This is a genomic window from Acidocella aromatica (genome assembly GCF_014201825.1).
Classification (GTDB): Bacteria; Pseudomonadota; Alphaproteobacteria; order Acetobacterales; family Acetobacteraceae; genus Acidocella; species Acidocella aromatica.
In genome coordinates this window covers 56,585-78,114 of the sequence record NZ_JACHFJ010000006.1, presented here as the reverse complement: position 1 = coordinate 78,114, position 21,530 = coordinate 56,585, and the positions used below count along the sequence as shown (strand labels likewise).

The window sequence follows — 21,530 nt, the reverse complement described above, 5'->3', positions numbered from 1 at the left end:
ATGGTCCTCGACACCTTGCACAGCGCGCTGGCCCTGCTCTCGGGTGGGGTGGTCGGCTTTACACTAGGGCTGGTGGGCGGTGGCGGCTCCATCCTGGCCGTGCCGCTGATGCTCTACGTGGTGGGGGTGCGCGACCCGCATATGGCTATCGGCACCTCCGCTTTGGCGGTGGCAGCCAATGCCGCCACCGGGCTGTTCCATCACGCCCGTGCGGGCAATGTACGCTGGCGCTGTGGCGGCGCGTTCGCTGCGGCGGGCGTACTGGGGGCGGCACTGGGGTTCTCGCTGGGCAAGGCGTGCGACGGCCAGCGCCTGCTGTTCCTATTCGCGCTTCTGATGCTGGTGGTCGCCGGGCTGATGCTGCGCCACCGCAACGCGCCAGACCAGCCATGCCCGGACTGCAACAGCCGGAATGCCCCCCGCGTCGCCGCCTTTGGTTTCGGTACGGGGGCTTTCTCGGGGTTCTTTGGTATTGGCGGCGGGTTTCTCATCGTGCCGGCGCTGATCGGCTCCGCCGCCATGCCAATCCTCAACGCGGTGGCCACCTCGCTTGTCGCCGTCACGGCTTTCGGCCTAACCACGGCGGCCAATTACGCCAGCTCCGGGCTGGTGGATTGGCGGTTGGCGGCGTTGTTCATCAGCGGCGGTCTCGTCGGCGGGATGGCAGGCTCAGGCGCCGCGCGGCGCCTGGCCGCCCAGCGCGGACGGCTGACGACCCTGTTCGCCGGGCTGATCTGTCTTGTTGCGCTCTATATGCTCGCGCGCAGCCTGGCTGGCTGAACCCAACCTTTATCCCTCGGCGGTGTTATAATTTTTTGAGGGGCGCTTCTGTGCAAACAGCAGGCGTGGGCGCCAAAACGGATGCAAGGCTACCCGTGAATGCCGAAGCATGGTCCCTTCCTCCAGCCATGCGGTAAGAACATGCAAGGATGAAACTGCCATGCAGTCTCATCGCTTGTCGCGAGGCTGTTTTGGAAATACCTGTTCTTTCAGAAAAGACTGAAAGAACAGAAAATGGAGTTGTCACCGCTTACTGAAGCCTTCGTGCTTCATTTCGGCGAGATGGGCAGCCGTTGGGGCATCAACCGCACCGTGGGGCAGATCTACGCGCTGCTCTACATCTCGGACCGTCCTCTGCCGGCTGACGAGATCGCGCAGAAACTGGATTTCTCGCGCTCCAACGTCTCGATGGGGCTGAAGGAGCTGCAATCCTGGCGGCTGGTCCGCCTGCAGCACCTGCCGGGCGACCGGCGGGAGCATTTCTCCACGCCCGACGATATCTGGGAAATTGTACGCACCCTGGCCGAGCAGCGCCGCCGGCGCGAGGTGGACCCCACGCTCTCGGTGCTGCGCGATTTGATCGTGGCGCAGCCCGCCAGCGAAAGCGATAAGCTTGCCCAGAACAAGCTGCGCGAGATGCACGATCTGATCGAGCTGCTGGTCGGCTGGGCGGATGAGGTGAGCAAGCTCGACACCAGGGAGCTGGTGCAGCTGCTCAAGCTCGGCAGCCGTGTGGTCAGTCTGCTCGAACTCAAGAACCGCCTGCCCGTGCTGGGCCGCAACGCGCGCCGCCGCGCGGAGGCCGCGCCGCCTGGTGACGATATGGAGCCTGAATTCTAGCCCAACGGGCTAAACGCCGGTTTTCATGAGGTAATAGCCCGCCCGCGCGGCCACGAGCTGGACTGTTATTTAAAACAACGGAGTGTTAACAATGCAAAGCAATGCGCTCGCCGTGTTCCTGTCACGGTTGGATTTTGCCTGGATCACCTCCATGCATATCCTCTACCCGCCGCTTACCATCGGGCTTGCGGCGCTCTTGTTCCTTGCCGAATGGCGCTGGGTACGCAGCAATGATGAGCATTGGTACCGCTTGGTGCGCTTCTTCGAGAAGCTGTTCATCGTCAACTTCGCCGCCGGCGTCGCCACGGGCATTACCATGGAGATGGCGTTTGGCATTCTCTACGGCCCGTTCTCGCAGGCGGCGGGGCCGTTCTTCGGCCAAGTGCTGGGCTATGAGACGATCACCGCCTTCATGTACGAGGCCGGGTTCATCGGACTGATGATCTTCGGCTGGGGCAAGATCAGCCGCAAGATGCACCTCTTCGCCACCTTCAACGTCGCACTGTCTTCCAGCCTCTCGGCGATGTGGATCCTGGACGCCAATTCCTGGATGCAGACGCCTGCCGGTGTGGTGCTCAAGGACGGCTTCTTCCAGGTTGTGGATTGGGGGGCGGCGCTGCTCAACCCGGATGTGCTGCTCGGCTTTCCGCACATGCTGCTGGCCGCGTTCGAGCTTGCCCTCTGCTTCGCCGCCGCGGTTTCGGCCTGGTTCATCCTGAAGGGGCAACATGTTGCGCTTTTTCAGCGCGCGCTCAAACCCTCGATCCTGGCGCTGGCCGTGGTGGCGCCGTTGCAGGTCTATCTGGGCGACGGGCTGGGCCGCGTGGTAGCCGACGATCAGGCGGCTGCCCTCGCCGCCATGGAAGGCCATTACCACACCTACAACCCGGATGGTTCTGTGGACACCTCCTGGCAGGTGATCGGCTGGCCCAACGCGGCGGGCGATGATTTCGCCTGGTCGATCTCCATCCCGCACGCGCTGAGCCTGATCGAAACCCATACGTGGAACGGCAAGGTCACCGGGCTGGATGACATCCCGGCGCAGGACCGCCCGCCGGTGCTAATCCCCTTCTACAGCTTCCGCGTCATGGTCGCCGCTGGCGGGGCGCTGGTGCTGCTGGGGTTCTGGGGCGCGTGGCTGGCCCTGCGCGGACGCCTCAGCGCCGAGCGCGTCAGCCGCCACCGTTGGTTCCTGCGCGCGGTCATCGTGGCTGGGTTCCTGCCTTACATCTCCGTCTGGTGCGGCTGGTGGGTGCGCGAGATCTGCCGCCAGCCCTGGGTGGTGTACGGGCTGATGCGCACCGAGGACGGCGTTAGCCATATGGGCGTGCTGGAAGCCGCACTCTGGCTGGCGGGCTACATGGCGTTCGAAATCGTGGTCTGGGCCAGCGTCTGGTACTTCCTGGCCAAGCTGATGCGCATGGGGCCGGACCTCACCAGCCCCGTGGCGGCGGATGGGCACCAGCATCTGGGTGAGCTGGAAGTGCCCAAGCACGATCCGGACGCCCTGCCTTCCTACATCCGTCCCATCTGATCCCCGTCATACCGAAAGGAATTTCATCATGAACGGTTTGACCCAGATTCAGAGCCTCGTCACCTTCGCTTGGTGGATTGCGCTGGATTTCAGCGTGCTGCTCTACGTGCTGCTCGACGGCGCCGATCTCGGCGCCGGCATCTTCTCCCTGTTCGTGCGCAGCGAGCATGAGCGCGGCGCGATCATGTCCGCCATGGCGGGCACATGGGACGCCAACGAGACCTGGCTGATCGTGGCGGGCGGGGTGCTGTTCGGCACCTTCCCCTTCGTCTACGGCTCGGCCTTTCCCTACCTGATGGTGCCGCTGGCGCTGGCGCTGTGGGGCATGATCACCCGCGCCGTGGCGCTGGAATTCCGCCATCTGGCCGAGGCCCGCTGGCAGCGTTTCTCCGACATCGCCTTCGGCGTCTCCAGCCTGGTCACCGCGTTCTTCGGCGGCATGGCGGTGGGCGCGGTGCTGCAGGGCTTCCCGCTCACCAACACGCCCGGCACGGTGCCCACTTATGTCGGCGGTCCCTGGCGCTTCATCTCGCCCTTCAGCCTGTGGACCGGCGTGGCGGCGGTTGTCGCGGTCACGCTCTCCGGGGTGTTGTTCATCCGCGCCCGGTTCGAGAAAGCCGAACCGATCCGCCAGCAGGCTGCGGCGTGGACCAACCGCATCTTCTACCTCGCCTTGGCGGCGGTGGTGATCACGCTGGCGGCCAGTGCCGAGCTCTTCCCCTGGGCCGCACGGAAATGGCTGGGGCCGGATGCGGCGCTCTGGGCGCTGGTACCGCTGGCGGTGGTGTTCGCCGCGGTGCAAATGCGCCGCGCCGTGGCGCATGACCGCGATCTGGCCGCGATCCTGTGGCTCAATCTCGGCGTGGCCATCATGGCCGGGGCGATGATGGCCACAATCTATCCCTGGCTCATCCCCGGCACCTGGACGATCTATTCCGGCGCCAGCCCGGCCGTATCGCTCTTCACCTTCACCCTGGCCATGGGCGGATTCTTCCCGATCATGCTGATGTACAACGCCTATCAGCTCTGGGTGTTCCGGGCGCGGGTCTCCGCCCTGGCCGCCTACCACTAAAGGCCGCCCGCCATGGCTACCCACGCCCCGCCAATGTCCCGCGCCACCGCCAAACGGCTCAACGCTTGGCTGCGCGGCCGGGCCAAGCCGGTGCGCGCCGCATTGCTGGGCGCGGTGACGGCGGGGAGCTGTGGCGGGCTGCTGCTGGTGGCGCAAGCCTGGGCGTTGGCGCGGATCGTTGATGGCGTGGTGACCCGCCATCTCGGCCTCGCCGCCACTTGGCCCTGGCTATGGGCGCTGCTCGGCATTTTCGCCGCGCGCGCCCTGGCCGGGGTGGCGTCGGAGCGCCTCGCCTTCGCGGCGGCTGCGGGGGCCAAGCAGACGTTGCGGCGCGAGTTGCATGCCAAGCTCGCTTCATTGGGGACAAGCTCTGTGCAGGGCCAGGCCAGCGGCGCGCTCGCCGCCTTGCTCACCGACGGGCTGGACAAGCTCGACCAATATTACAGCGCTTATCTGCCGCAAGCGGCGCTGGCCATGTTCATCCCCGCCGCGCTGCTGGCCTTCGCCTTCCCTGCCGACTGGGTTTCCGGCCTCATCATGCTGGCCAGCGCGCCGCTGATCCCGCTGTTCATGGTGATCGTCGGCAAGGGGGCGGAGCAGCTCAACCAGCGTCAATGGCGGCGCCTCGCGCGCATGAGCGCGCATTTCTTCGATGTGATCGAGGGACTGACCACGCTGAAACTGTTCAACGCCAGCCGGATCGAGGCGCGGATCGTCGAGCGCATGTCCGACGAATACCGCCATAGCGTGATGGCGGTGCTGCGGGTGGCGTTCCTCTCGGCGCTGGTGTTGGAGTTCTTCGCCACGCTCTCCATCGCCATGATTGCCGTCTATATCGGCTTCCGGCTTTACTACGGCGAGATGTCCCTCCTGCCCGGGTTCTACGTGCTGCTGTTGGCCCCGGAATTCTACCGGCCGCTGCGGGCGATGGGCACGCAGCACCATGCGCGGATGGAGGCCGTCGCCGCCGCGGAGCAGATCGTGGCGTTGCTGGAAACGCCCGCCCCTGAACGCCTCTCTACCCAAGGCAAGTTGCCCGACGCGCGTATCCGCATGATTAGCCTGGAGGGCGTGGATTTTAGCTACAGGTCGGGCCAGCCGGTGCTGCGCGGCATTGACCTGACGCTGAAGCAAGGTGAGCGTGTCGCGCTCATCGGCCCAAGCGGCGGCGGCAAAAGCACGCTGGCGAGGCTGCTGCTGGGGCTGGCAACGCCGGATGCCGGGCGCATCGTTGTGGATGGCGTGGATCTGCGCGGCATCGACCCGCAAGGCTGGTTCGCCCGCGTGGCGTGGCTGCCCCAGGCGCCGACCATTTTCCACGGCAGCATCGCGGAAAATCTCCGCCTCGCCAAACCTGACGCTACCGAAACGGAATTGCGCGCCGCCGCCGAGGCCGCAGGGGCTGCGGGCTTCATCGAACGCCTGCCACGGGGCTATGACAGTCTCGTCGGCGAGCATGGCCAGGGGCTTTCGGGCGGGGAGATCCGCCGCCTGGCTTTGGCACGCGCCCTACTGAAGGACGCGGATCTGTTGATTCTGGACGAAGCCGATGCCAGCCTGGATGCTGCTGCCGCCGCCGCCGTCAATCATGCTGTGGCGACCCAGACGCGTGACCGCGCGGTGCTGGTCATCGCCCACCGGCTGGAGAGCGTGGCCGATGCCGACCGCATCGTGGTGCTGGCGGATGGGCGGGTCGTGGAAACCGGCACGCCCGCCGAACTGCGCGCTCGGCCTGGGGCTTATGCGGCGGCGCTCGCCGCCTATGGGGGGGCTGCATGAGCGACATGTGGCGGCTGCTGAAATTGCTGCGCGGGGAATGGCGCTGGGGGCTGGCCGGGGTTGGGTTGAGCGCCGTGGTGAGCTTAGCCAATACCGCGCTGCTGGGGCTTTCGGGCTGGTTTATCGCCGCCATGGCGCTGGCCGGGCATGGCGGGCCGATGATCGAATATTTCACCCCCGCCGCCGCCATTCGGGGCCTGGCCATCCTGCGCACCGTGGGGCGGTATCTGGAGCGGCTGGTCACCCATGACGCCACCTTCCGCCTGCTCACCCGGCTGCGCGTGTGGTTTTACACAAGGCTGGAGCCGCTGGCTCCTGCGCGGCTGCAACAATACCGCAGCGGCGATCTGCTGAGCCGCATCCGCGCCGATATCGACAGCCTGGAAACCTTCTATCTGCGTGTGTTTGTTCCCGGTGCGGCGGCGCTCATCGCCACGCCGCTCATGGGGGCGTTCCTCGCCTGGATCAGCCCGCGCGTGGCGGGAGTGGACATGGTTGGTCTGGCTCTTGCGGGAGTGGCCGTGCCGCTGCTTGCCCAGCGCCTGGGTCATCGCCCGGGGGGCGAGGCGGTTGCCTTGCGCGGGCGTCTTACCGCCGACATCGCCGATCTCACGCGCGGCTTCGCCGAACTGACCGTGGACCAAGCGTTGGCGTCGCAGATGGCGCGCTGCGAAGAGACGGGGGTGGCGCAGCTTGGCGCCCAGCGCCGTCTGGCCGGGATTGGCGCTGCGGGCAGCGTCCTGGGCGGGCTGGTAGCCCAACTCAGCCTGTGGCTGGTCCTGCTGCTCACCTTGCCTCTGGCGGATGGGGAGCGGTTGAGTGGCCCGGATATCGCCATGCTGGGCCTGCTGGTTCTCGCCAGTTTCGAGATTACCGCCCCTCTGCCCGCAGCCTTCAAGGCGCTGGGGGAGATCATGGCGGCGGCTCGGCGCATCTTCGAAATCGCTGATGCTGTCCCCGCCACCCGCGACCCCGCACGGCCAGAAGCGGCGCCGCGGCGCTTCGATGTGCGTGTGGACGGCCTCACGTTGCGCTATGGCGAGGGCCAGCCCAACGTATTGGAGCATCTGAGCTTCCATGTACCGCAAGGTGGATGCCTCGGCATTGTTGGTCCCTCGGGGGCGGGCAAGACCAGTCTGCTCAATGTCCTTCTGCGCTTTCTTGAGTTCCAGAGCGGCGCGGTGGAGATCGGCGGCGTGCCGCTCGGAGCCCTGGAAGGTGAGACCGTGCGTGGCCTCTGCGCGGTGGTCGCGCAGCGGACGCATCTGTTCAACACCAGCATCCGTGAGAACCTGCTCGTCGCCCGCCCCAATGCGACGGATGCCGAACTGCATGAGGCACTGCGCCAAGCGGCTCTGCTGAACGAGGTGCGGGCCATGCCCGAGGGGCTGGAGACCATCGTCGGCGAGGGCGGGCGCAATCTCTCCGGCGGGCAGGCGCGGCGCATCGCCATTGCCCGCGCCGTCCTCAAGGACGCCCCAATTCTGTTGCTCGACGAGCCCACCGAAGGGCTGGACGCCCACAGCGAACAGGCGGTGCTTGAGGCTCTGACCCGCTTGATGCGCCACCGCACGACCTTGCTTGTCACGCACCGCCCACAGGCGCTGCGTTTGGCCGATAAGGTGTTGAACTTGGGCGTGTGCTATGGAACGTCACCGCCCTAGCCATGGTCGTTTTCGAGGATAAAGTCTCTAACACGTGGTACAATCTCGGCGCGGAAGCGTGCGCCGTTGAACACGCCGTAATGACCAACGCCAAGCTGCAACCAATGTTTTTTGTGGCTCGCCGGGAGATTCGCGCATAGCCGCAGCGCGGCCGAAGTCTGGCCAACACCGCAAATGTCATCGTGTTCTCCTTCGATCGTCATAAGCGCCACATGCCGGATTTGCGCAGGATCGACTGGACGGGAGCGGTGTGTCATCTCGCCTTTTGGCAGAGCGTGGCGAATAAAAACCGTATCGCATGTCTGGAGGTAGAACTCGGCGCAGAGATCGGCCACCGCGAGATATTCATCGTAAAAGTCGCGATGCCGCTGGGCGGAATCGCCGTCGCCATGGATAAGATGCTGAAAAAGTTTGAAGTGCTCCTCCATGTGACGGCTCAGGTTCATCACCATGAAACCATAGAGCTGCAGGAAACCAGGATAAACCTCCCGCAAGGCGCCAGGATTCGGGAATGGCACTCGTGTGATAACATTCTGGCGGAACCAGTCGATACCGCGTCTCTCGGCGAGTTTATTGATGACACTGGGATTAATCCGTGTATCAATCGGGCCGCCCATCAGGGTCATCGAGCGGGGAATGTCAGGATGATCGTCGGCATCCATCAGCGCAACGGCTGCCAGGACCGGAACCGCAGCCTGGCAAACGGCCAGGACATGGACATCGCCGTTGAACAGATGCAACATATCGATGACGTAGTCGATATAGTCATCAAGATCGAAGCAGCCTTCGATAAGAGGAACCGCCCGCGCATCGACCCATTCGGTAATGTAGACGTCATGGCTGGGCAGGAATGCCTGAACCGTTCCTCGCAGCAGCGTTGGATAATGGCCGGACATTGGAGCGACGATCAGTAAGCATGGGTCTACGGTAAGCCGCGAATATTCGACCGCCCTTCGGAAATGTAAAAGGCGGCAGAACGGCCGCTCCCACAGGCAGGAGATTTGCACCGGGACAACGTCTCCATCGACGATGGTGGAGTTTATATTCCATTCCGGCTTAGCAAAGCGGCGTGTCGTCCGCTCGAACAATTCGCCTGCGGCAAGAAGCGATTTGCCGAAAGGGCTCTCGGCGAGTGGATTGGCCGAATTTTCGAAGAGCAGCCTGCTGACGTCGACAAAGGCGCGGGCCGGGCGAATTGCCGCGTGAGCCATCTCGTAGAGCCAGTAGGCAGGTGCTGCACGCGATAGACCGAGGGTGACATGTCCACCCGCGCCGCTGCAAAATTCACCGATGACCATGCCTCTGTCCAAGGGCTGATGAAGGACGTTGGAACGCCGCTCTGTTGCTTTCAGTGCCACTTGTTCATGCCACCTCCTGCCATGATGATAACGTTATCATCATGGTTGTTTTGCGATGGGATCGGACAAGAAAGTCCACCACATTGCAACAACCGTTGTGAGAGACTTTTGTTCAACCCGCCTTGATATCGCTGCGCCGCAGGGGCGCGGGGGAGGCGGCCTCCGGGTCAACGCGAGGTGCCTGTGTCTTCTCTCTGGGGGGCGCATATTGTGCCGAACCTGATTCGGGCATAGATTTGGCGCTTTTGAGCAGTGCCGCCCCCGCAGATTGCCATGCGAGTGCATCAGCCGTCATTCTCTCGACCGCACCGGAAAACCATTCCCGCTGCGCCTCGAGAATTTTTGCCGGGTCGCGTTCATCTCGCATCCGCGTGATAAGATGCTGCATTGCCGTACATGCCTCGAGGCGCCGTCCAAGATGCTCAGAGACGACCCCTTCTAACTGTTTCAACCCGTTATGCTGATATTTCAATGCTTGCTCGATGCCGTCGAATAGAGGGTGTGCGAGCATCTCAACACCTGCTCTTTGCTGGTTTATAAAGTCGGATGTTCTTCTCTGTATTGTGACGTCAGTCATTTTAGCTTCCTCGCTTGGCTGCCAGACTTGGTCTTGGTAAAAAACTTAAGCGTACAGAACGCCGGCTCTTTTTGTCTACTTCAGTTTCTGCCACAATTCTGGGCTGTCATTGTGGCCATAAAGATGCGTGGCGGCTTCCATCGCCTCTTTCCCAGTGTCAGCATGAATTTTTGCCATGCAGCAAATTCCATGACTCCCTCCTGATTTTTTAGCTGAAAACAAACAGCTTCGGGGTGAGGAAATGATCACTGCTCGCTTGCATGCACAAGATGGCGTATTCATCTGCACGACGCGTTAGAGGAATGATTGGTTCTGGCCCAACTCACCGAGTGCGTTTTTATACTGGCTTCCTGGCAATACCCGCCAGTAAACTCGCGGTAATATCAGTTGGTGGCATCATCATGGCGCTTGATTGCGCCGTGATCAGCCGCGTTTTTCCAAATGGGCGTCGCCCATGCCGGCTGGTGCCGCGCGGGAGACGATCGGGGCGCAGTCGATGCCCGCTGGCAGTGTGCCGGGAGCATATCCCCCGGCATGCCCCAGGCGCGTCGCGCAATAGGCGGCGGCGATGTAAGAGGGGGCGTGCCGCAGCAACAGGCTGGCGGCCAGTGCCAGAGCAAGCTGCTCGGTAAGCAGGCGCGCGTTTTTTTCCTCGGGCGCTGGCAGCGGGGTAGCCAGCCAAGCGTCCAGCGCGGGGTGAGCCCCTCTGGCGCGGGTGATTTCCGCACGCAGCAAGTCCGCACTGTCCGGTACGCGGGCAAGGGCGCGCATGACGTCCAGGCAAATGATATTGCCCGAGCCTTCCCACAGTCCGTTGAGCGGCGCGTCACGGTACAGGCGGGCGATATCATGCTCCTCGATGAAGCCGTTGCCACCATGGCACTCCAAGGCCTCGGCCACAGCCACCGGCGCGCGTTTGCACACCCAGTATTTGGCGAGCGGCGCCAGAAGGCGGCTTAAGATCCGCTCGCCCTCGTCGCGGCTGCTGGCATCGAGCGCGGCCGCCGCTCGCAGCGCCAGCCACATGGCAGCCTCCGCCTCCAGCGCCAGATCCGCCAGCACGTTTGTCATTGCGGGCTGTTCCACCAGGGGGCGGCCGAACGCCGTGCGGTGGTTGGCATGGTGCAGTGCCAGTCGCAGTGCCTGACGCATCAGCCCGGCGCTGCCCAGAGCGCATTCCAGGCGGGTGAGGTGGGCCATTTCCAGGATCGTGGCGATGCCACGCCCTTCCTCGCCGATTGGCTGGGCCTGAAGCCCGCGGAACTCAACCTCCGACGAGGCGTTGGAGCGATTGCCGCATTTCTCCTTGAGGCGCTGCAGGAGCAGGAAATTGCGGCCGCCACCGTCGCGCCACCCTTGCGCCAGAAAACAGGTTGGCCCCGCCTTGGTGCGTGCCAGCGTGAGGAATAGGTCGGCCGTCGGCACCGAGAAGAACCATTTATGGCCGGTAAGCGCATACCAGCCGCCGCCTGCGGGGGCTGCCTGGGTCTGTATCTGCCGAAGGTCGGAGCCGCCTTGCTTTTCCGTCATCGCCATGGCCACCGTGAGCGCGGGCTTCTGCGCTGGTGGGAGGGCGCGCGGGTCGTAGAGCGGCGACAGGATCTTGACCTGGAAGCGGTCCAGCAGATCTGGCGCATGGCGCAGTGCCGCCATCGAGGCGAAGGTCATCGCCGCCGGGCAGCCAATACCTGCCTCGCCTTGAGCCCAAAGATACGAGAGGGCGGCGCGCGCCACCTGTGCGCCGGGGCGAGGTTCAGTCCAGCCCAAAGAGTGAACCTCGTCGGCCCGCAACATGCCGAGAAGCTCATGCCAGGCGGGGTGGAATTCGACCTCGTCGATACGGTGTCCGTAGCGGTCATGTGTGCGCAGCTCGGGGGTGAAGCGGTTGGCCAGCCGCGCCAGCGCTTGCACATGCGCCGAGCCGACGCGTGCGCCGCATGTCGCAAGACGCGCCTCCGCCCACCCGGCGCCAAATGCCGTTACTGCCTCCCGCAGCGGTAAATCAGCAGCCCAGGCATTGAAGTCTTCAAGCGGCGGCGGCTGGTTGCGGACCTCATGCGTGGCATAGCCTGACATGCTGTTCCTCCTAGTCTCGCGCCGACCATACACCGCATGACCCCCTGCGTGCGAATGGAATGCTGCGGACACCGCCATGATGGTGGCGGCTCCTAGCCTTCGGGCGGGATCGTAAGTGCAAGACCGTCCAGCGCTGCGGTGAGCACCAGTTGGCAGGCCAGCCGGGAGTTCTCGCGCGGGGCAGCCAGGCCGCCGATGACAACGCCCTCCAACTCGCCGAAGGGTGGGCGTGAGGCGGAGCTCAACGGATCGACATAGACGTGGCAGGTGGCGCAGGTCAGGCAGCCGCCGCAAAGCGCGCGCAGTTCGGTGAGACCGGCATCGTGTAGCGCGTCCGTCAGAATACGGCCGGGGAGGTATTCAACCTGATGCGTCAGGCCATCACGGGTGGTAACGAGAATATGTGGCATGAACGAAGTGTAGCACTGCGGACATTTGTGCAGCCATTGCAATGCGCGTTGAGCTCCCCCGGAGCTTCGTGCGTCCAACGATGGGAACGACCACTCCCTCCTTTTGAACCCGGCGGTCTCGGGCAGATGCTTGGTCAATCTCGGCTTCAAGCCGTCCGACAAACCTATGGCCTCATGCGAATTCGTTTTTCGATATTTTACGAAATAGAGATAATCATCGACATTGCCGAGATGGCGGTGTTGATCAAATGATCACTTCCCACCGCTGACGTATCATTGTGCGGCGCAGCGGCATTTTTCCTGTTTTTTCCAAAAAGCCAGCCAGACCGCCGGCTTGGCAACGTGTTGCGCCGCAGCAGCGGGCGCTTTGCCGCCTTATGGCACGGCGCTTGCTGTTTCTCCCCTGCACAACAACCAAGACAAATGTCCGAGGGGAAATAATCGTTATGAAAACAATAGGAGGATTCTATGGCCTTGCTTGATCGTGCGGAATGGTACGACATTGCCCGCGCCACGAACTGGACGTCCAGCTACGTGAGCGACGCTGAACTCTTCCCTGACGTAATGACCGGCGCCCAGGGCGTGCCCGCCGAAAAGTGGGAAAGCTATGACGAGCCGTACAAGACGTCCTATCCAGAATACGTGCGCATCCAGCGCGAAAAGGATGCGGGCGCCTATTCCGTGAAGGCGGCGCTTGAGCGCAACCGTATGTACGAGACCGCCGATTCAGGTTGGCTTTCGATTCTCAAGGCCCATTACGGCGCTATCGCCCTTGGCGAGTACGCCGCCATGAGCGCCGAAGCCCGCATGGCCCGCTTTGGCCGCGCACCGGGGATGCGCAACATGGCCACGTTCGGCATGCTGGACGAAAACCGCCACGGCCAGATCCAGCTCTACTTCCCGCACGAGCATTGCCCCAAGGATCGGCAATTCGACTGGGCACATAAAGCCTATCACACCAATGAATGGGGCGCGATTGCCGCGCGTCATACCTTCGACGATCTGTTCATGGCCCGCAGCGCCACGGATATCGCGGTGATGCTGACTTTCGCCTTCGAGACCGGCTTCACCAACATGCAGTTTCTCGGCTTGGCCGCGGATGCCGCCGAGACCGGCGACTACACCTTCGCCAGCCTCATCTCCTCCATCCAGACCGACGAATCCCGCCATGCGCAGATCGGCGGCCCGGCGCTGCAAATTCTCATCGCCAATGGCCGCAAGGCCGAGGCGCAGAAGCTGGTGGATGTGGCCATCGCCCGCGCTTGGCGGCTCTTCGCGCTGCTTACCGGCCTATCCATGGATTATTACACGCCGCTTGAGCACCGTAAGCAATCCTTCAAGGAGTTCATGCAGGAATGGATCGTCGGCCAGTTCGAGCGCAGCCTGATCGATCTGGGCCTCGATTTGCCCTGGTACTGGGACCAGATGATCAATGAGTTCGACTACCAGCATCACGCCTATCATCTGGGCGTGTGGTTTTGGCGCCCCACCGTGTGGTGGAATCCGGCGGCGGGCATGACGCCTGAGTGCCGCGATTGGCTGGAAGAGAAATATCCCGGCTGGAACGACACCTTCGGCAAATGCTGGGACGTGATCATCGACAACCTGCTGGCCGGAAGACCCGAGCTGACCGTGCCGGAGACGCTGCCCATCATCTGCAACATGAGCCAGATTCCCATCTGCGCCGTGCCGGGCAAGGGCTGGAACGTGAAGGACTATCCGCTCGACTACAAGGGCCGCACCTATCACTTCAACTCGGAGATCGACCGCTGGGTTTTCCAGCAGGACCCGGTGCGTTACCGCGACCACCTCACAGCCGTGGACCGTTTCCTGACCGGGCATATCCAGCCGCCCAACCTGATGGGCGCGCTGCAATACATGAACCTCTCCCCTGGCGAGATCGGCGACGATGCGCACAAATACGCCTGGGTCGAGGCTTACCGCAACGCTCCCTACAGCAAGAAGGCCGCTTGAAATGGCTTTGTTTCCAGTCATCTCCAACTTCCAGTACGATTTTGTGCTGCAACTCGTGCCCGTCGATACCGAAAACACCATGGACGAGGTGGCGGCGGCGGCGGCGCATCATTCGGTGGGGCGGCGCGTCGCCCCGCAGCCGGATAAGGTGATCCGCGTACGGCGCCAGGGCGATACGGAATTCTTCCCGCGCACGGCTAAGCTGTGCGAAACGCCCGTCCAGCCGATGGAGACCCTCGAATTCATCTTCGCGGCGGAGTAAGGCCCATGAGTTTCGAAAAAGCCTGTGCGCTGGATGATCTTTGGGAAGGCGACATGCTTGAGGTCGAGATCAACGGCCATGTGGTCCTGTTGGTCTGGCCCCAGGGCGGGGAGGTGCGCGCCTATCAGGGCATCTGCCCGCACCAGGACATTCCGCTTTCCGAGGGCAAGTTCGACGGACGCGTGGTGACATGCCGCGCGCATCTGTGGACCTTCGACGCGAATACCGGCGAAGGTCTCAACCCCGGCGATTGTCGCCTCGCCCAATATCCGGTGAAAACCGAGGGCGATGATCTCTATGTCGATGTGGAAGGCGTGTCACCGCTTTTCGCCCATAGCTGAAAACAAGAAAAAACCAGGAGGAAACCGTGACAACCAAAACAGTTGCCGAAGGCTACCGCAACAACCGGGTGGGCCCGGTGCTGCGCGCTAGCGACATGACGGAAGGTGTGATCGAGGCCGCACGCGAGGATAATCCGGGCAAGGAGATCCGCGTGGATGACAAGCTCGCCTATGTGCGCATCGACACCGATGGTGAACTGATCCTACGCCGCGCGACGCTGGAGCAAGCGCTGGGTCGGCCATTCCGCCTCGCCGAGCTGGAAGTGAATCTCGCTTCTTTTTCGGGGCGCATCGAGACCACGGACGACCATGTGCGCTTCTATTATGAAAAAACGCTGTGAGGGGGCCGGATATGTCTGAAACGCAAATGCTCAAGCCGCTGAAGACCTGGAGCCACCTTGCCGCACGCCGGCGCAAGCCCAGCGAATACGAGATCGTTTCCACAAACCTGCACTACACCACCGACAACCCCGACGCGCCGTTCGAGCTCGACCCGAACATGGATCTGGCGCTGTGGTTCAAGACGAACCGCAACGCCTGCCCGCTTAAGCACACGGACTGGGACGAATTCCGCGACCCGGACGAGATCGTCTACCGCACCTACAACATGCTGCAGGACGGTCAGGAAACCTACGTGTATGGGCTGTTTGACCAGTTCTCCGCCCGTGGGCACGACACGATGCTGGAGAAGACCTGGGCCGGCAGCCTGGCGCGGCTCTACGCGCCGGGGCGCTATCTGTTCCACGCCTTGCAGATGGGCTCGGCGTATCTGACGCAGATCGCCCCTGCCTCCACCATCTCCAACTGCGCGGCCTACCAGGCGGCCGACTCCCTGCGCTGGCTCACCCATACCGCCTACCGCACGAAGGAACTCTCCAAAACCTTTAGCGATATCGGCCTCGGCACGGATGAGCGCGGCTACTGGGAGCAGGACAAAGCTTGGCAGGGCTTCCGTGAACTCGCGGAGAAGGCGTTGGTGGCTTACGATTGGGGCGAAGCCTTCGTGAGCCTGAGCCTGGTGTTGCGCCCGGCGATGGAGGAGACCGTGCTGCGCGCCCTGGGCAACGCCGGGCGGCATAACGGCGACACGTTGCTCGGCATGCTGACCGACGCGCAACTCGTCGATGCGCTGCGTCACCGCCGCTGGGCCGGGGCGCTGGTGAAGATGGCGCTCACCCAGGACGGCAACCGGGATGTGCTCTCCCGCTCGGTTGCCAAGTGGGAACCACTGGGCGATGCGGCCATCGACGCTTATTGCGCCGCTCTGCCGGATGCACCCGGTGCCGCCGCCCAGGCGCGCGGTGCGGTGCGCGATTTCCGCGCATCAATCGGTCTCTGACGATGCACCGCGTTCAGATCGAAGGGGGGGAGGTATTCGCCTTCCCCTCGGAAGAAGACACGCTCCTGCGCGCGGCCCTGCGCGCCGGGGTGGGCCTGCCGCATGAATGCAGCGTCGGCGGTTGCGGCGCCTGCCGGTTCGACCTCCTGGACGGCGAGATGGAGCGGTTCTGGCCAGAAGCCCCCGGGCTCTCCGAGCGAGACCGTAAGCGTGGCAAATTCCTTGCCTGCCAGTCCCGTCCGCTCTCGGATTGCACGGTAAAGCTGCGCTGTGCCGATGAATACCGCCCCGTGATCCCGCCACGCCAGCGCACGGCGCTGTTGGAGGCGCGGCGGATGCTCACGCCGGACATGGCCGAATTCACGCTGCGCGTGCCGGGGGGCGCCGCCTTCCTGCCGGGCCAGTACGCTCTGCTCTACCCGCCCGGCGCCACGGGGGCGCGCGCCTATTCCATGTCCAACCTGCCGAATGAGGACGGGATCTGGCAGTTCATCATCCGCCGCGTCCCTAACGGGCGAGGCAGTGGCGCGCTGTTCGAGGCCCTGGCCCCAGGCGATACGTTGCCCTTCGATGGTCCCTACGGCCACGCCTATCTGCGCGAGGAGGCCCCGCGCGAGATCGTCTGCGTTGCCGGTGGCTCTGGGCTGGCGCCGATGCTCGGCATCGCCCGGGCGGCACTCAGCGCGCCCTCTCCCCGGCATGTGCATTTCTTCGACGGGGCGCGCACCGTCCGTGATCTCTGCGGGGGCGATCAGCTCGCCGGGCTGGCCGGCCCCAGGTTGGCCTATCTGCCCGTGCTTTCCGCCCCGGATGACAGCTGGACCGGCACCAAGGGCTTCGTGCATGAGGCAGTGGCACGTACCCTGCCAGCGCCGCTGGAGCAGTACGAGTTCTATTTCGCCGGTCCACCGCCGATGATCGAGGCCCTGCAAACCCTGCTGATGGTGCAGCACCGCGTCTCCTACTCACAGATTCATTTTGACAGATTTCTGTGAACCGGTTTTGCTGCTCGGCAAAACAAGCGTGCCTTGAGGCACGCGGGGGAAATGATGCTGAAAAGAAGGCCCGCGAACACGGCCCCGAGGCATAGCGCGCCGGTTAGGGAAAAACCGCATGCGGCGGGTATCCGTATGCCGGACATGCACGACCTCGCCCGGCGGCTCCGCTTTGCGCCGCAGCAAGGGCGCATATGGCTGGACGATCAGCGGATGATGCTGATGCATATCAGCTCGCTTGGGTCGCTGCGCCAGGAGCTTATCGAGAGCCTGGGCAAGGAGACGGCGCGCGGCCTCATCACGCGCATCGGCTATCAGGCCGGCACGAATGATGCCGCCATGACCCGCAAGGTGCGCGCCGGGGCCAACTCCTACGATGACTTCCTGGCCGGGCCGCAACTCGTCTCGCTGGAAGGCGTCGTGCATTGCGAGCCGCTGGCGTTGGATATCGATGTCGGGCGAGGCCATTATTATGGCGATTTCGCGCTCATCGACTGCGCCGAGGCCGAGGCGCATGTGGCCAGCTATGGCATCGGCAACGAGGCGGTGTGCTGGATGCTCGTCGGCTATGCCTGCGGCTATTCAAGCGCCTTCATGGGGCGGCCGATCCTCTGGCGCGAGGTGGAATGCCGGGCAATGGGACATGACAGGTGCCGTGTCGTGGGTAAGCCGGTGGAGGAGTGGGAGGACGCCGAGGATGACCTGCGCTTCCTGCAGATCGGCGATTTCGTGAAATGGTCGAGCGAAGCCGTGGCGCATCCACCCGCTGCGAGCCGTGTCGCCGCACAGGCGGCGGTGCCGGAAAATAGCTTCGGCATGGTGGGCATTTCCGCCGGCTTCAACACCGTCTGCCACATGGTGAAGAAGGCCGCCCCCACTGAGGCAACGGTGCTGTTTTTAGGGGAAAGCGGAGTCGGCAAGGAAATTTTCGCGCATAATCTGCACCAGCTCAGCAAACGGCGCGGCGGACCATTCATCGCCGTCAACTGCGCGTCCATCCCCGAGCATCTCATGGAATCCGAGCTGTTCGGCGTGGAGAGGGGCGGTTACACGGGCGCCACATGCTCCAGGCCTGGGCGTTTCGAGCGTGCCGATGGCGGCACGCTGTTTCTCGATGAGATCGGCACGCTCAGCTTCACCGCCCAGGGCAAGCTGCTGCGCGCGTTGCAACAGGGCGAGATCGAGCGCGTTGGCGACACGCGCACGCGGAAAGTGGATGTGCGCGTGATCGCCGCCACCAACGTCAATCTGCGCGAGGCGGTAAAAGCCGGGCATTTCCGCGACGACTTGTTCTTCCGTCTCAACGTCTTTCCCATCAAGGTCCCGCCTTTGCGCGAGCGGCGCGACGACATCCCGCTGCTGATGAACTGGTTCGTTCAGCGCTTCGCCAAGAAGCACGGCAAAATCATCACCGGCTTCCGCGAGCGCGCGGTGGACGCGATGTTCAACTATGACTGGCCCGGCAATGTGCGCGAGCTGGAGAACATGGTCGAGCGCGCAGTGATCCTGGCCGAGGATAATGGCGTGCTGGACCTGTGCCATCTCTTCACCACCGGTGAGGAGATCGACACCTCCTCTTTCGTGCTCAAGCGCAACGGGAATATCGCGCTCGTGGCGGAACCCGCGGCGGATGCGGGGGAAGGGGTATTGCCCAAGCCGGGCTTGGCGGAGACCGAGGCCGCCATGCTGCGCGCCGCCGTGGCCGAGGCTCACGGCAACTTCGCCAAGGCGGCACGGCTGCTGGGCATTACCCGCCCCAAGCTGGTGTACCGGCTGCAGAAACACGGCATTGCTTTGCCGCCTTAGATTTAAAAACGCCGCCGATGGCATGATCAGCATGCTGCGGATCATCACGCTGCCTGTGTACTGGCGCGCGAGACGCCGGCATATCTGGTTTTTACAAAATACCGGTTGTTTTATATCTCTGCGCTAGGCGCTTTTGGCGACCAAGCTTGATAGGATGATACAATGATCATTTCCGCCCCTTCGGATTACAGGGAAGGTGCCCGCCGGAAGCTGCCGCGATTCCTCTTCGACTATATCGACGGCGGTGCCTACACGGAGACCACGCTGGGCCGGAACAGCGCCGATCTTTCGGCTATCGCGCTGCGCCAGCGTGTGCTGAAGAACGTCGCCGCGCTGAGCCTGGAAACCGAGCAGCTGGGCCGCAAATGGGCCATGCCGGTAGCGCTGGCGCCGGTGGGGCTGAGCGGCATGTATGCCCGCCGTGGCGAGGTCCAGGCGGCCCGCGCGGCCACCGATTCCGGGCTTCCCTATACCCTGTCCACGATGTCGGTGTGCCCGATCGAGGAGGTGCAAGGCGCCGTGGATCAGCCGATCTGGTTCCAGCTCTACGTGCTCAAGGATCGCGGTTTCATGCGGCACGCGCTGGAGCGGGCCGTGGCGGCGGGGATCGACACGCTGGTCTTTACCGTGGACATGCCGGTTCCCGGTGCCCGCTACCGCGACAATCACTCCGGCCTCTCCGGCCCCGGAGCGCCGCTGCGGCGTGTGGCGCAAGCTATTTGCAAGCCGTCCTGGGCCTTTGATGTCGGGCTGTTCGGCCGCCCGCACGACCTTGGCAACATCTCCGCCTATCGCGGCAACCCAACCGGGCTGGCCGACTACATGGGCTGGATTGGCGCGAATTTCGATCCCTCCATCGGCTGGGAAGACCTCCAATGGATCCGCGATTTCTGGAAAGGCAAGATGGTGCTGAAGGGCATCCTCGACCCCGAAGATGCACGCGAGGCCGTGCGCTTCGGCGCCGATGGCATCGTCGTCTCCAACCATGGCGGACGCCAGCTCGACGGCGTGCTTTCCACCGCCCGCGCCCTGCCGGCAATCGCCGATGCCGTTGGTAATGACCTGACGGTGCTGGTGGATTCAGGTATCCGCTCGGGGCTGGATGTGGTGCGGATGCTTGCCCTCGGTGCGCACGGTGTGCTGCTAGGCCGCGCCTATATCTACGCTTTGGCCACGGCGGGGCAGGCGGGTGTGGCCAATCTGCTCAACCTCTTCGCCCAGGAGATGCGTGTGGCGATGGCGCTTACCGGCGCGCGCAATGTGGCGGAGATCACACGCGACAGCCTCGTGAAAGCGGAGCTGGCTTAGGCCGGTTCCCAATAAGGCGGGGCGCCGAAGCGCTCGGCGATGAAGTTGATGAACACCTTGGTTTTGGGCGGTACCACCTTCTTGGGCGGGTATACCGCCCAGATCGCCCGCTCGGGCCCCGGGGCGATGAACCAGTCCCAGCCTGTCAGCACCGCGCGCAGCTTGCCGGCACGCAGATCCGGCCCCACCAGCCAGGTCGGCAGCAGGGCGATGCCGAGGCCATTTAGCGCCGCCTGATGCAGCGTGTCGGAATCATTGGCGCGGAGATGCCCGCTGACGGACATCTCCGCCATCTCCGCTCCTCCTTGCCGGGGGCGGTAATACCAGGAGTTGGTGGGTTGCAGGGCAAAGGCCAGGCATTCATGGCGGCGCAGATCCTCGGGCTCCTCCAGCACCGGATACGCGGCCAGATAGCCGGGGCTAGCCACCAGCAGCCTTGTATGCGGGGCGAGCCGCCGTGCGATCAATGAGGATTCGGCGAGCGTGCCGATGCGGATGGCGACATCCGTGCCCGTGGCGATCACGTCCACAGTGGCGTCGGTCAGTGTCGCGTCCAGCCGGATTTCGGGGAATTGGGCGAGGAAGTCCTTCATGTGCGGCATGATGTGCAGCCGCCCGAACGCGCCGGGGATGTTGATGCGCAGCAGCCCGCGCGGCTGTGCATTGAGCGAGGAGGTGGCGTTGCGCGCGTCCTCCAGATCGGCGAGGATCTGGGCGGCGCGGTCGTAGAAGGTCCGGCCCGCTTCGGTCAGGTGCAGCCGTCTCGTCGTGCGGTTGAACAGCGTGGCGCCCAGATCGGCTTCCAGCGCGCCGATATAGCGCGAGACGGTGGAGACCTTCATCCCGCATTCTTCGGCGGCTTTCGAGAAGCTGCCCAGTTCCACCGCACGTGTGAAACTCTTCATCGCCGCAAAATAGTCCACGCCGCTTCCTTCCCCGCCCCGCAATAATGATTTGCCTTGAGAGTGGTTACCGATAGCCGGAACATCGCATATCTGCTTGGTGAACGTAAGATGCGTGAGTTTTCCACCCTCATGCCGCAATAATCGGTTGTGCCATGCCATTCGCCTTTTTTGTCCTCATCCTGTGCCAGCTCGTGGGCGAGCTGGTCCGGGACGCGCTGAAGCTGCCCATCCCCGGACCGGTGATCGGGATGTTCCTGCTCGCCGCCATTCTCGGCTGGCGGCTGCGGGGCAACCCGGAGCGGGGCATCCCCAAACCGCTGGAGACTTTGGCAGAGGGGCTGATCGCCAATCTCGGGTTGCTCTTCGTGCCCGCCGGGGTGGGCATCATCGCCGAGGCCGGGCTGCTGCGGCAGGACTGGCTGCCGATCGTCGCCGGGCTGGTCGGCTCGACTGTGCTGGGCGTCGCCGTCACCGGGCTGGTGATGCACTGGACGATGCGGGGCAGATAAA

General features: G+C 63.7%; 20 protein-coding genes. 15 read left to right on the top strand and 5 right to left on the bottom strand.

Features of this window, described 5'->3' with window-relative positions; translation table 11 throughout:
• The 6 genes from HNP71_RS08120 to cydC all read left to right on the top strand — a co-directional run bounded on the left by HNP71_RS08120 (nucleotide 1) and on the right by cydC (nucleotide 7,669).
• Nucleotides 1-780 (top strand): sulfite exporter TauE/SafE family protein, encoded by a 780-nt coding sequence (locus HNP71_RS08120; protein ID WP_183266391.1) that lies wholly within the window; start codon nucleotides 1-3, stop codon nucleotides 778-780.
• A 234-nt stretch (nucleotides 781-1,014) separates the two neighbouring features.
• Nucleotides 1,015-1,620 carry a GbsR/MarR family transcriptional regulator gene (locus HNP71_RS08115; RefSeq protein ID WP_183266390.1) on the top strand — a complete coding sequence of 202 codons (606 nt, stop codon included), beginning with the start codon at nucleotides 1,015-1,017 and terminating at the stop codon, nucleotides 1,618-1,620.
• 91 nt (nucleotides 1,621-1,711) lie between these two features.
• Complete coding sequence (locus HNP71_RS08110; protein WP_183266389.1) at nucleotides 1,712-3,154, top strand: cytochrome ubiquinol oxidase subunit I; 1,443 nt, start codon at nucleotides 1,712-1,714, stop codon at nucleotides 3,152-3,154.
• Nucleotides 3,155-3,182: 28 nt separating this feature from the next.
• Complete coding sequence (gene cydB / locus HNP71_RS08105; RefSeq protein ID WP_183266388.1) at nucleotides 3,183-4,226, top strand: cytochrome d ubiquinol oxidase subunit II; 1,044 nt, start codon at nucleotides 3,183-3,185, stop codon at nucleotides 4,224-4,226.
• Between the two features lie 12 nt (nucleotides 4,227-4,238).
• Complete coding sequence (cydD, locus tag HNP71_RS08100; protein ID WP_183266387.1) at nucleotides 4,239-6,005, top strand: thiol reductant ABC exporter subunit CydD; 1,767 nt, start codon at nucleotides 4,239-4,241, stop codon at nucleotides 6,003-6,005.
• Complete coding sequence (gene cydC, locus HNP71_RS08095) at nucleotides 6,002-7,669, top strand: thiol reductant ABC exporter subunit CydC (protein WP_183266386.1); 1,668 nt, start codon at nucleotides 6,002-6,004, stop codon at nucleotides 7,667-7,669. The genes cydD and cydC overlap by 4 nt, the downstream gene beginning before the upstream one ends.
• On the opposite strand, the gene HNP71_RS08090 is transcribed toward cydC, so the two are convergent.
• The 4 genes from HNP71_RS08090 to HNP71_RS08075 all read right to left on the bottom strand — a co-directional run bounded on the left by HNP71_RS08090 (nucleotide 7,666) and on the right by HNP71_RS08075 (nucleotide 12,090).
• Nucleotides 7,666-8,967 (bottom strand): polyhydroxyalkanoate depolymerase, encoded by a 1,302-nt coding sequence (locus HNP71_RS08090; protein WP_183266385.1) that lies wholly within the window; start codon nucleotides 8,965-8,967, stop codon nucleotides 7,666-7,668. The genes cydC and HNP71_RS08090 overlap by 4 nt on opposite strands.
• A 172-nt stretch (nucleotides 8,968-9,139) precedes the next feature.
• Nucleotides 9,140-9,604 carry a hypothetical protein gene (locus tag HNP71_RS08085; RefSeq protein ID WP_183266384.1) on the bottom strand — a complete coding sequence of 155 codons (465 nt, stop codon included), beginning with the start codon at nucleotides 9,602-9,604 and terminating at the stop codon, nucleotides 9,140-9,142.
• A gap of 423 nt (nucleotides 9,605-10,027) precedes the next feature.
• Nucleotides 10,028-11,680 (bottom strand): acyl-CoA dehydrogenase family protein, encoded by a 1,653-nt coding sequence (locus tag HNP71_RS08080; protein WP_183266383.1) that lies wholly within the window; start codon nucleotides 11,678-11,680, stop codon nucleotides 10,028-10,030.
• 92 nt (nucleotides 11,681-11,772) lie between these two features.
• A complete protein-coding gene (locus HNP71_RS08075; RefSeq protein ID WP_183266382.1) occupies nucleotides 11,773-12,090 on the bottom strand; it encodes a 2Fe-2S iron-sulfur cluster-binding protein in 318 nt (105 codons plus the stop codon).
• Nucleotides 12,091-12,558: 468 nt separating this feature from the next.
• Here HNP71_RS08075 and HNP71_RS08070 point away from each other — a divergent pair, with 468 nt between their 5' ends.
• The 8 genes from HNP71_RS08070 to lldD all read left to right on the top strand — a co-directional run bounded on the left by HNP71_RS08070 (nucleotide 12,559) and on the right by lldD (nucleotide 20,115).
• Nucleotides 12,559-14,064, top strand: a complete 1,506-nt coding sequence (locus tag HNP71_RS08070) for a ferritin family protein (protein ID WP_183266381.1) — start codon at nucleotides 12,559-12,561, stop codon at nucleotides 14,062-14,064.
• A 1-nt stretch (nucleotide 14,065) separates the two neighbouring features.
• Entirely contained in the window at nucleotides 14,066-14,326 is a 261-nt protein-coding gene (locus HNP71_RS08065) for a toluene-4-monooxygenase system B family protein (RefSeq protein WP_183266380.1), read from the top strand.
• Nucleotides 14,327-14,331: 5 nt separating this feature from the next.
• Nucleotides 14,332-14,667, top strand: a complete 336-nt coding sequence (locus tag HNP71_RS08060) for a Rieske 2Fe-2S domain-containing protein (RefSeq protein ID WP_183266379.1) — start codon at nucleotides 14,332-14,334, stop codon at nucleotides 14,665-14,667.
• A gap of 26 nt (nucleotides 14,668-14,693) precedes the next feature.
• On the top strand, nucleotides 14,694-15,008 hold the full coding sequence (locus HNP71_RS08055) for an MmoB/DmpM family protein (RefSeq protein ID WP_183266378.1): 315 nt from the start codon (nucleotides 14,694-14,696) through the stop codon (nucleotides 15,006-15,008).
• 11 nt (nucleotides 15,009-15,019) lie between these two features.
• Nucleotides 15,020-16,006: an aromatic/alkene monooxygenase hydroxylase subunit beta gene (locus HNP71_RS08050; protein ID WP_183266377.1), complete on the top strand. Its 987-nt coding sequence runs from the start codon at nucleotides 15,020-15,022 to the stop codon at nucleotides 16,004-16,006.
• 2 nt (nucleotides 16,007-16,008) lie between these two features.
• Nucleotides 16,009-17,001 carry a 2Fe-2S iron-sulfur cluster-binding protein gene (locus HNP71_RS08045; protein WP_183266376.1) on the top strand — a complete coding sequence of 331 codons (993 nt, stop codon included), beginning with the start codon at nucleotides 16,009-16,011 and terminating at the stop codon, nucleotides 16,999-17,001.
• A 135-nt stretch (nucleotides 17,002-17,136) separates the two neighbouring features.
• Complete coding sequence (locus HNP71_RS08040) at nucleotides 17,137-18,807, top strand: sigma-54-dependent Fis family transcriptional regulator (protein WP_183266375.1); 1,671 nt, start codon at nucleotides 17,137-17,139, stop codon at nucleotides 18,805-18,807.
• A 162-nt stretch (nucleotides 18,808-18,969) separates the two neighbouring features.
• On the top strand, nucleotides 18,970-20,115 hold the full coding sequence (gene lldD, locus HNP71_RS08035) for an FMN-dependent L-lactate dehydrogenase LldD (protein ID WP_183266374.1): 1,146 nt from the start codon (nucleotides 18,970-18,972) through the stop codon (nucleotides 20,113-20,115).
• Here the strand turns inward: lldD and HNP71_RS08030 are convergent.
• Entirely contained in the window at nucleotides 20,112-21,038 is a 927-nt protein-coding gene (locus tag HNP71_RS08030; protein WP_183266373.1) for a LysR substrate-binding domain-containing protein, read from the bottom strand. The two genes, lldD and HNP71_RS08030, sit on opposite strands and share 4 nt — an antisense overlap.
• A gap of 134 nt (nucleotides 21,039-21,172) precedes the next feature.
• Here HNP71_RS08030 and HNP71_RS08025 point away from each other — a divergent pair, with 134 nt between their 5' ends.
• Nucleotides 21,173-21,529, top strand: coding sequence for a CidA/LrgA family protein (locus tag HNP71_RS08025; RefSeq protein ID WP_183266372.1), 357 nt, complete (start codon nucleotides 21,173-21,175; stop codon nucleotides 21,527-21,529).
• Nucleotide 21,530: the final 1 nt, after the last annotated feature.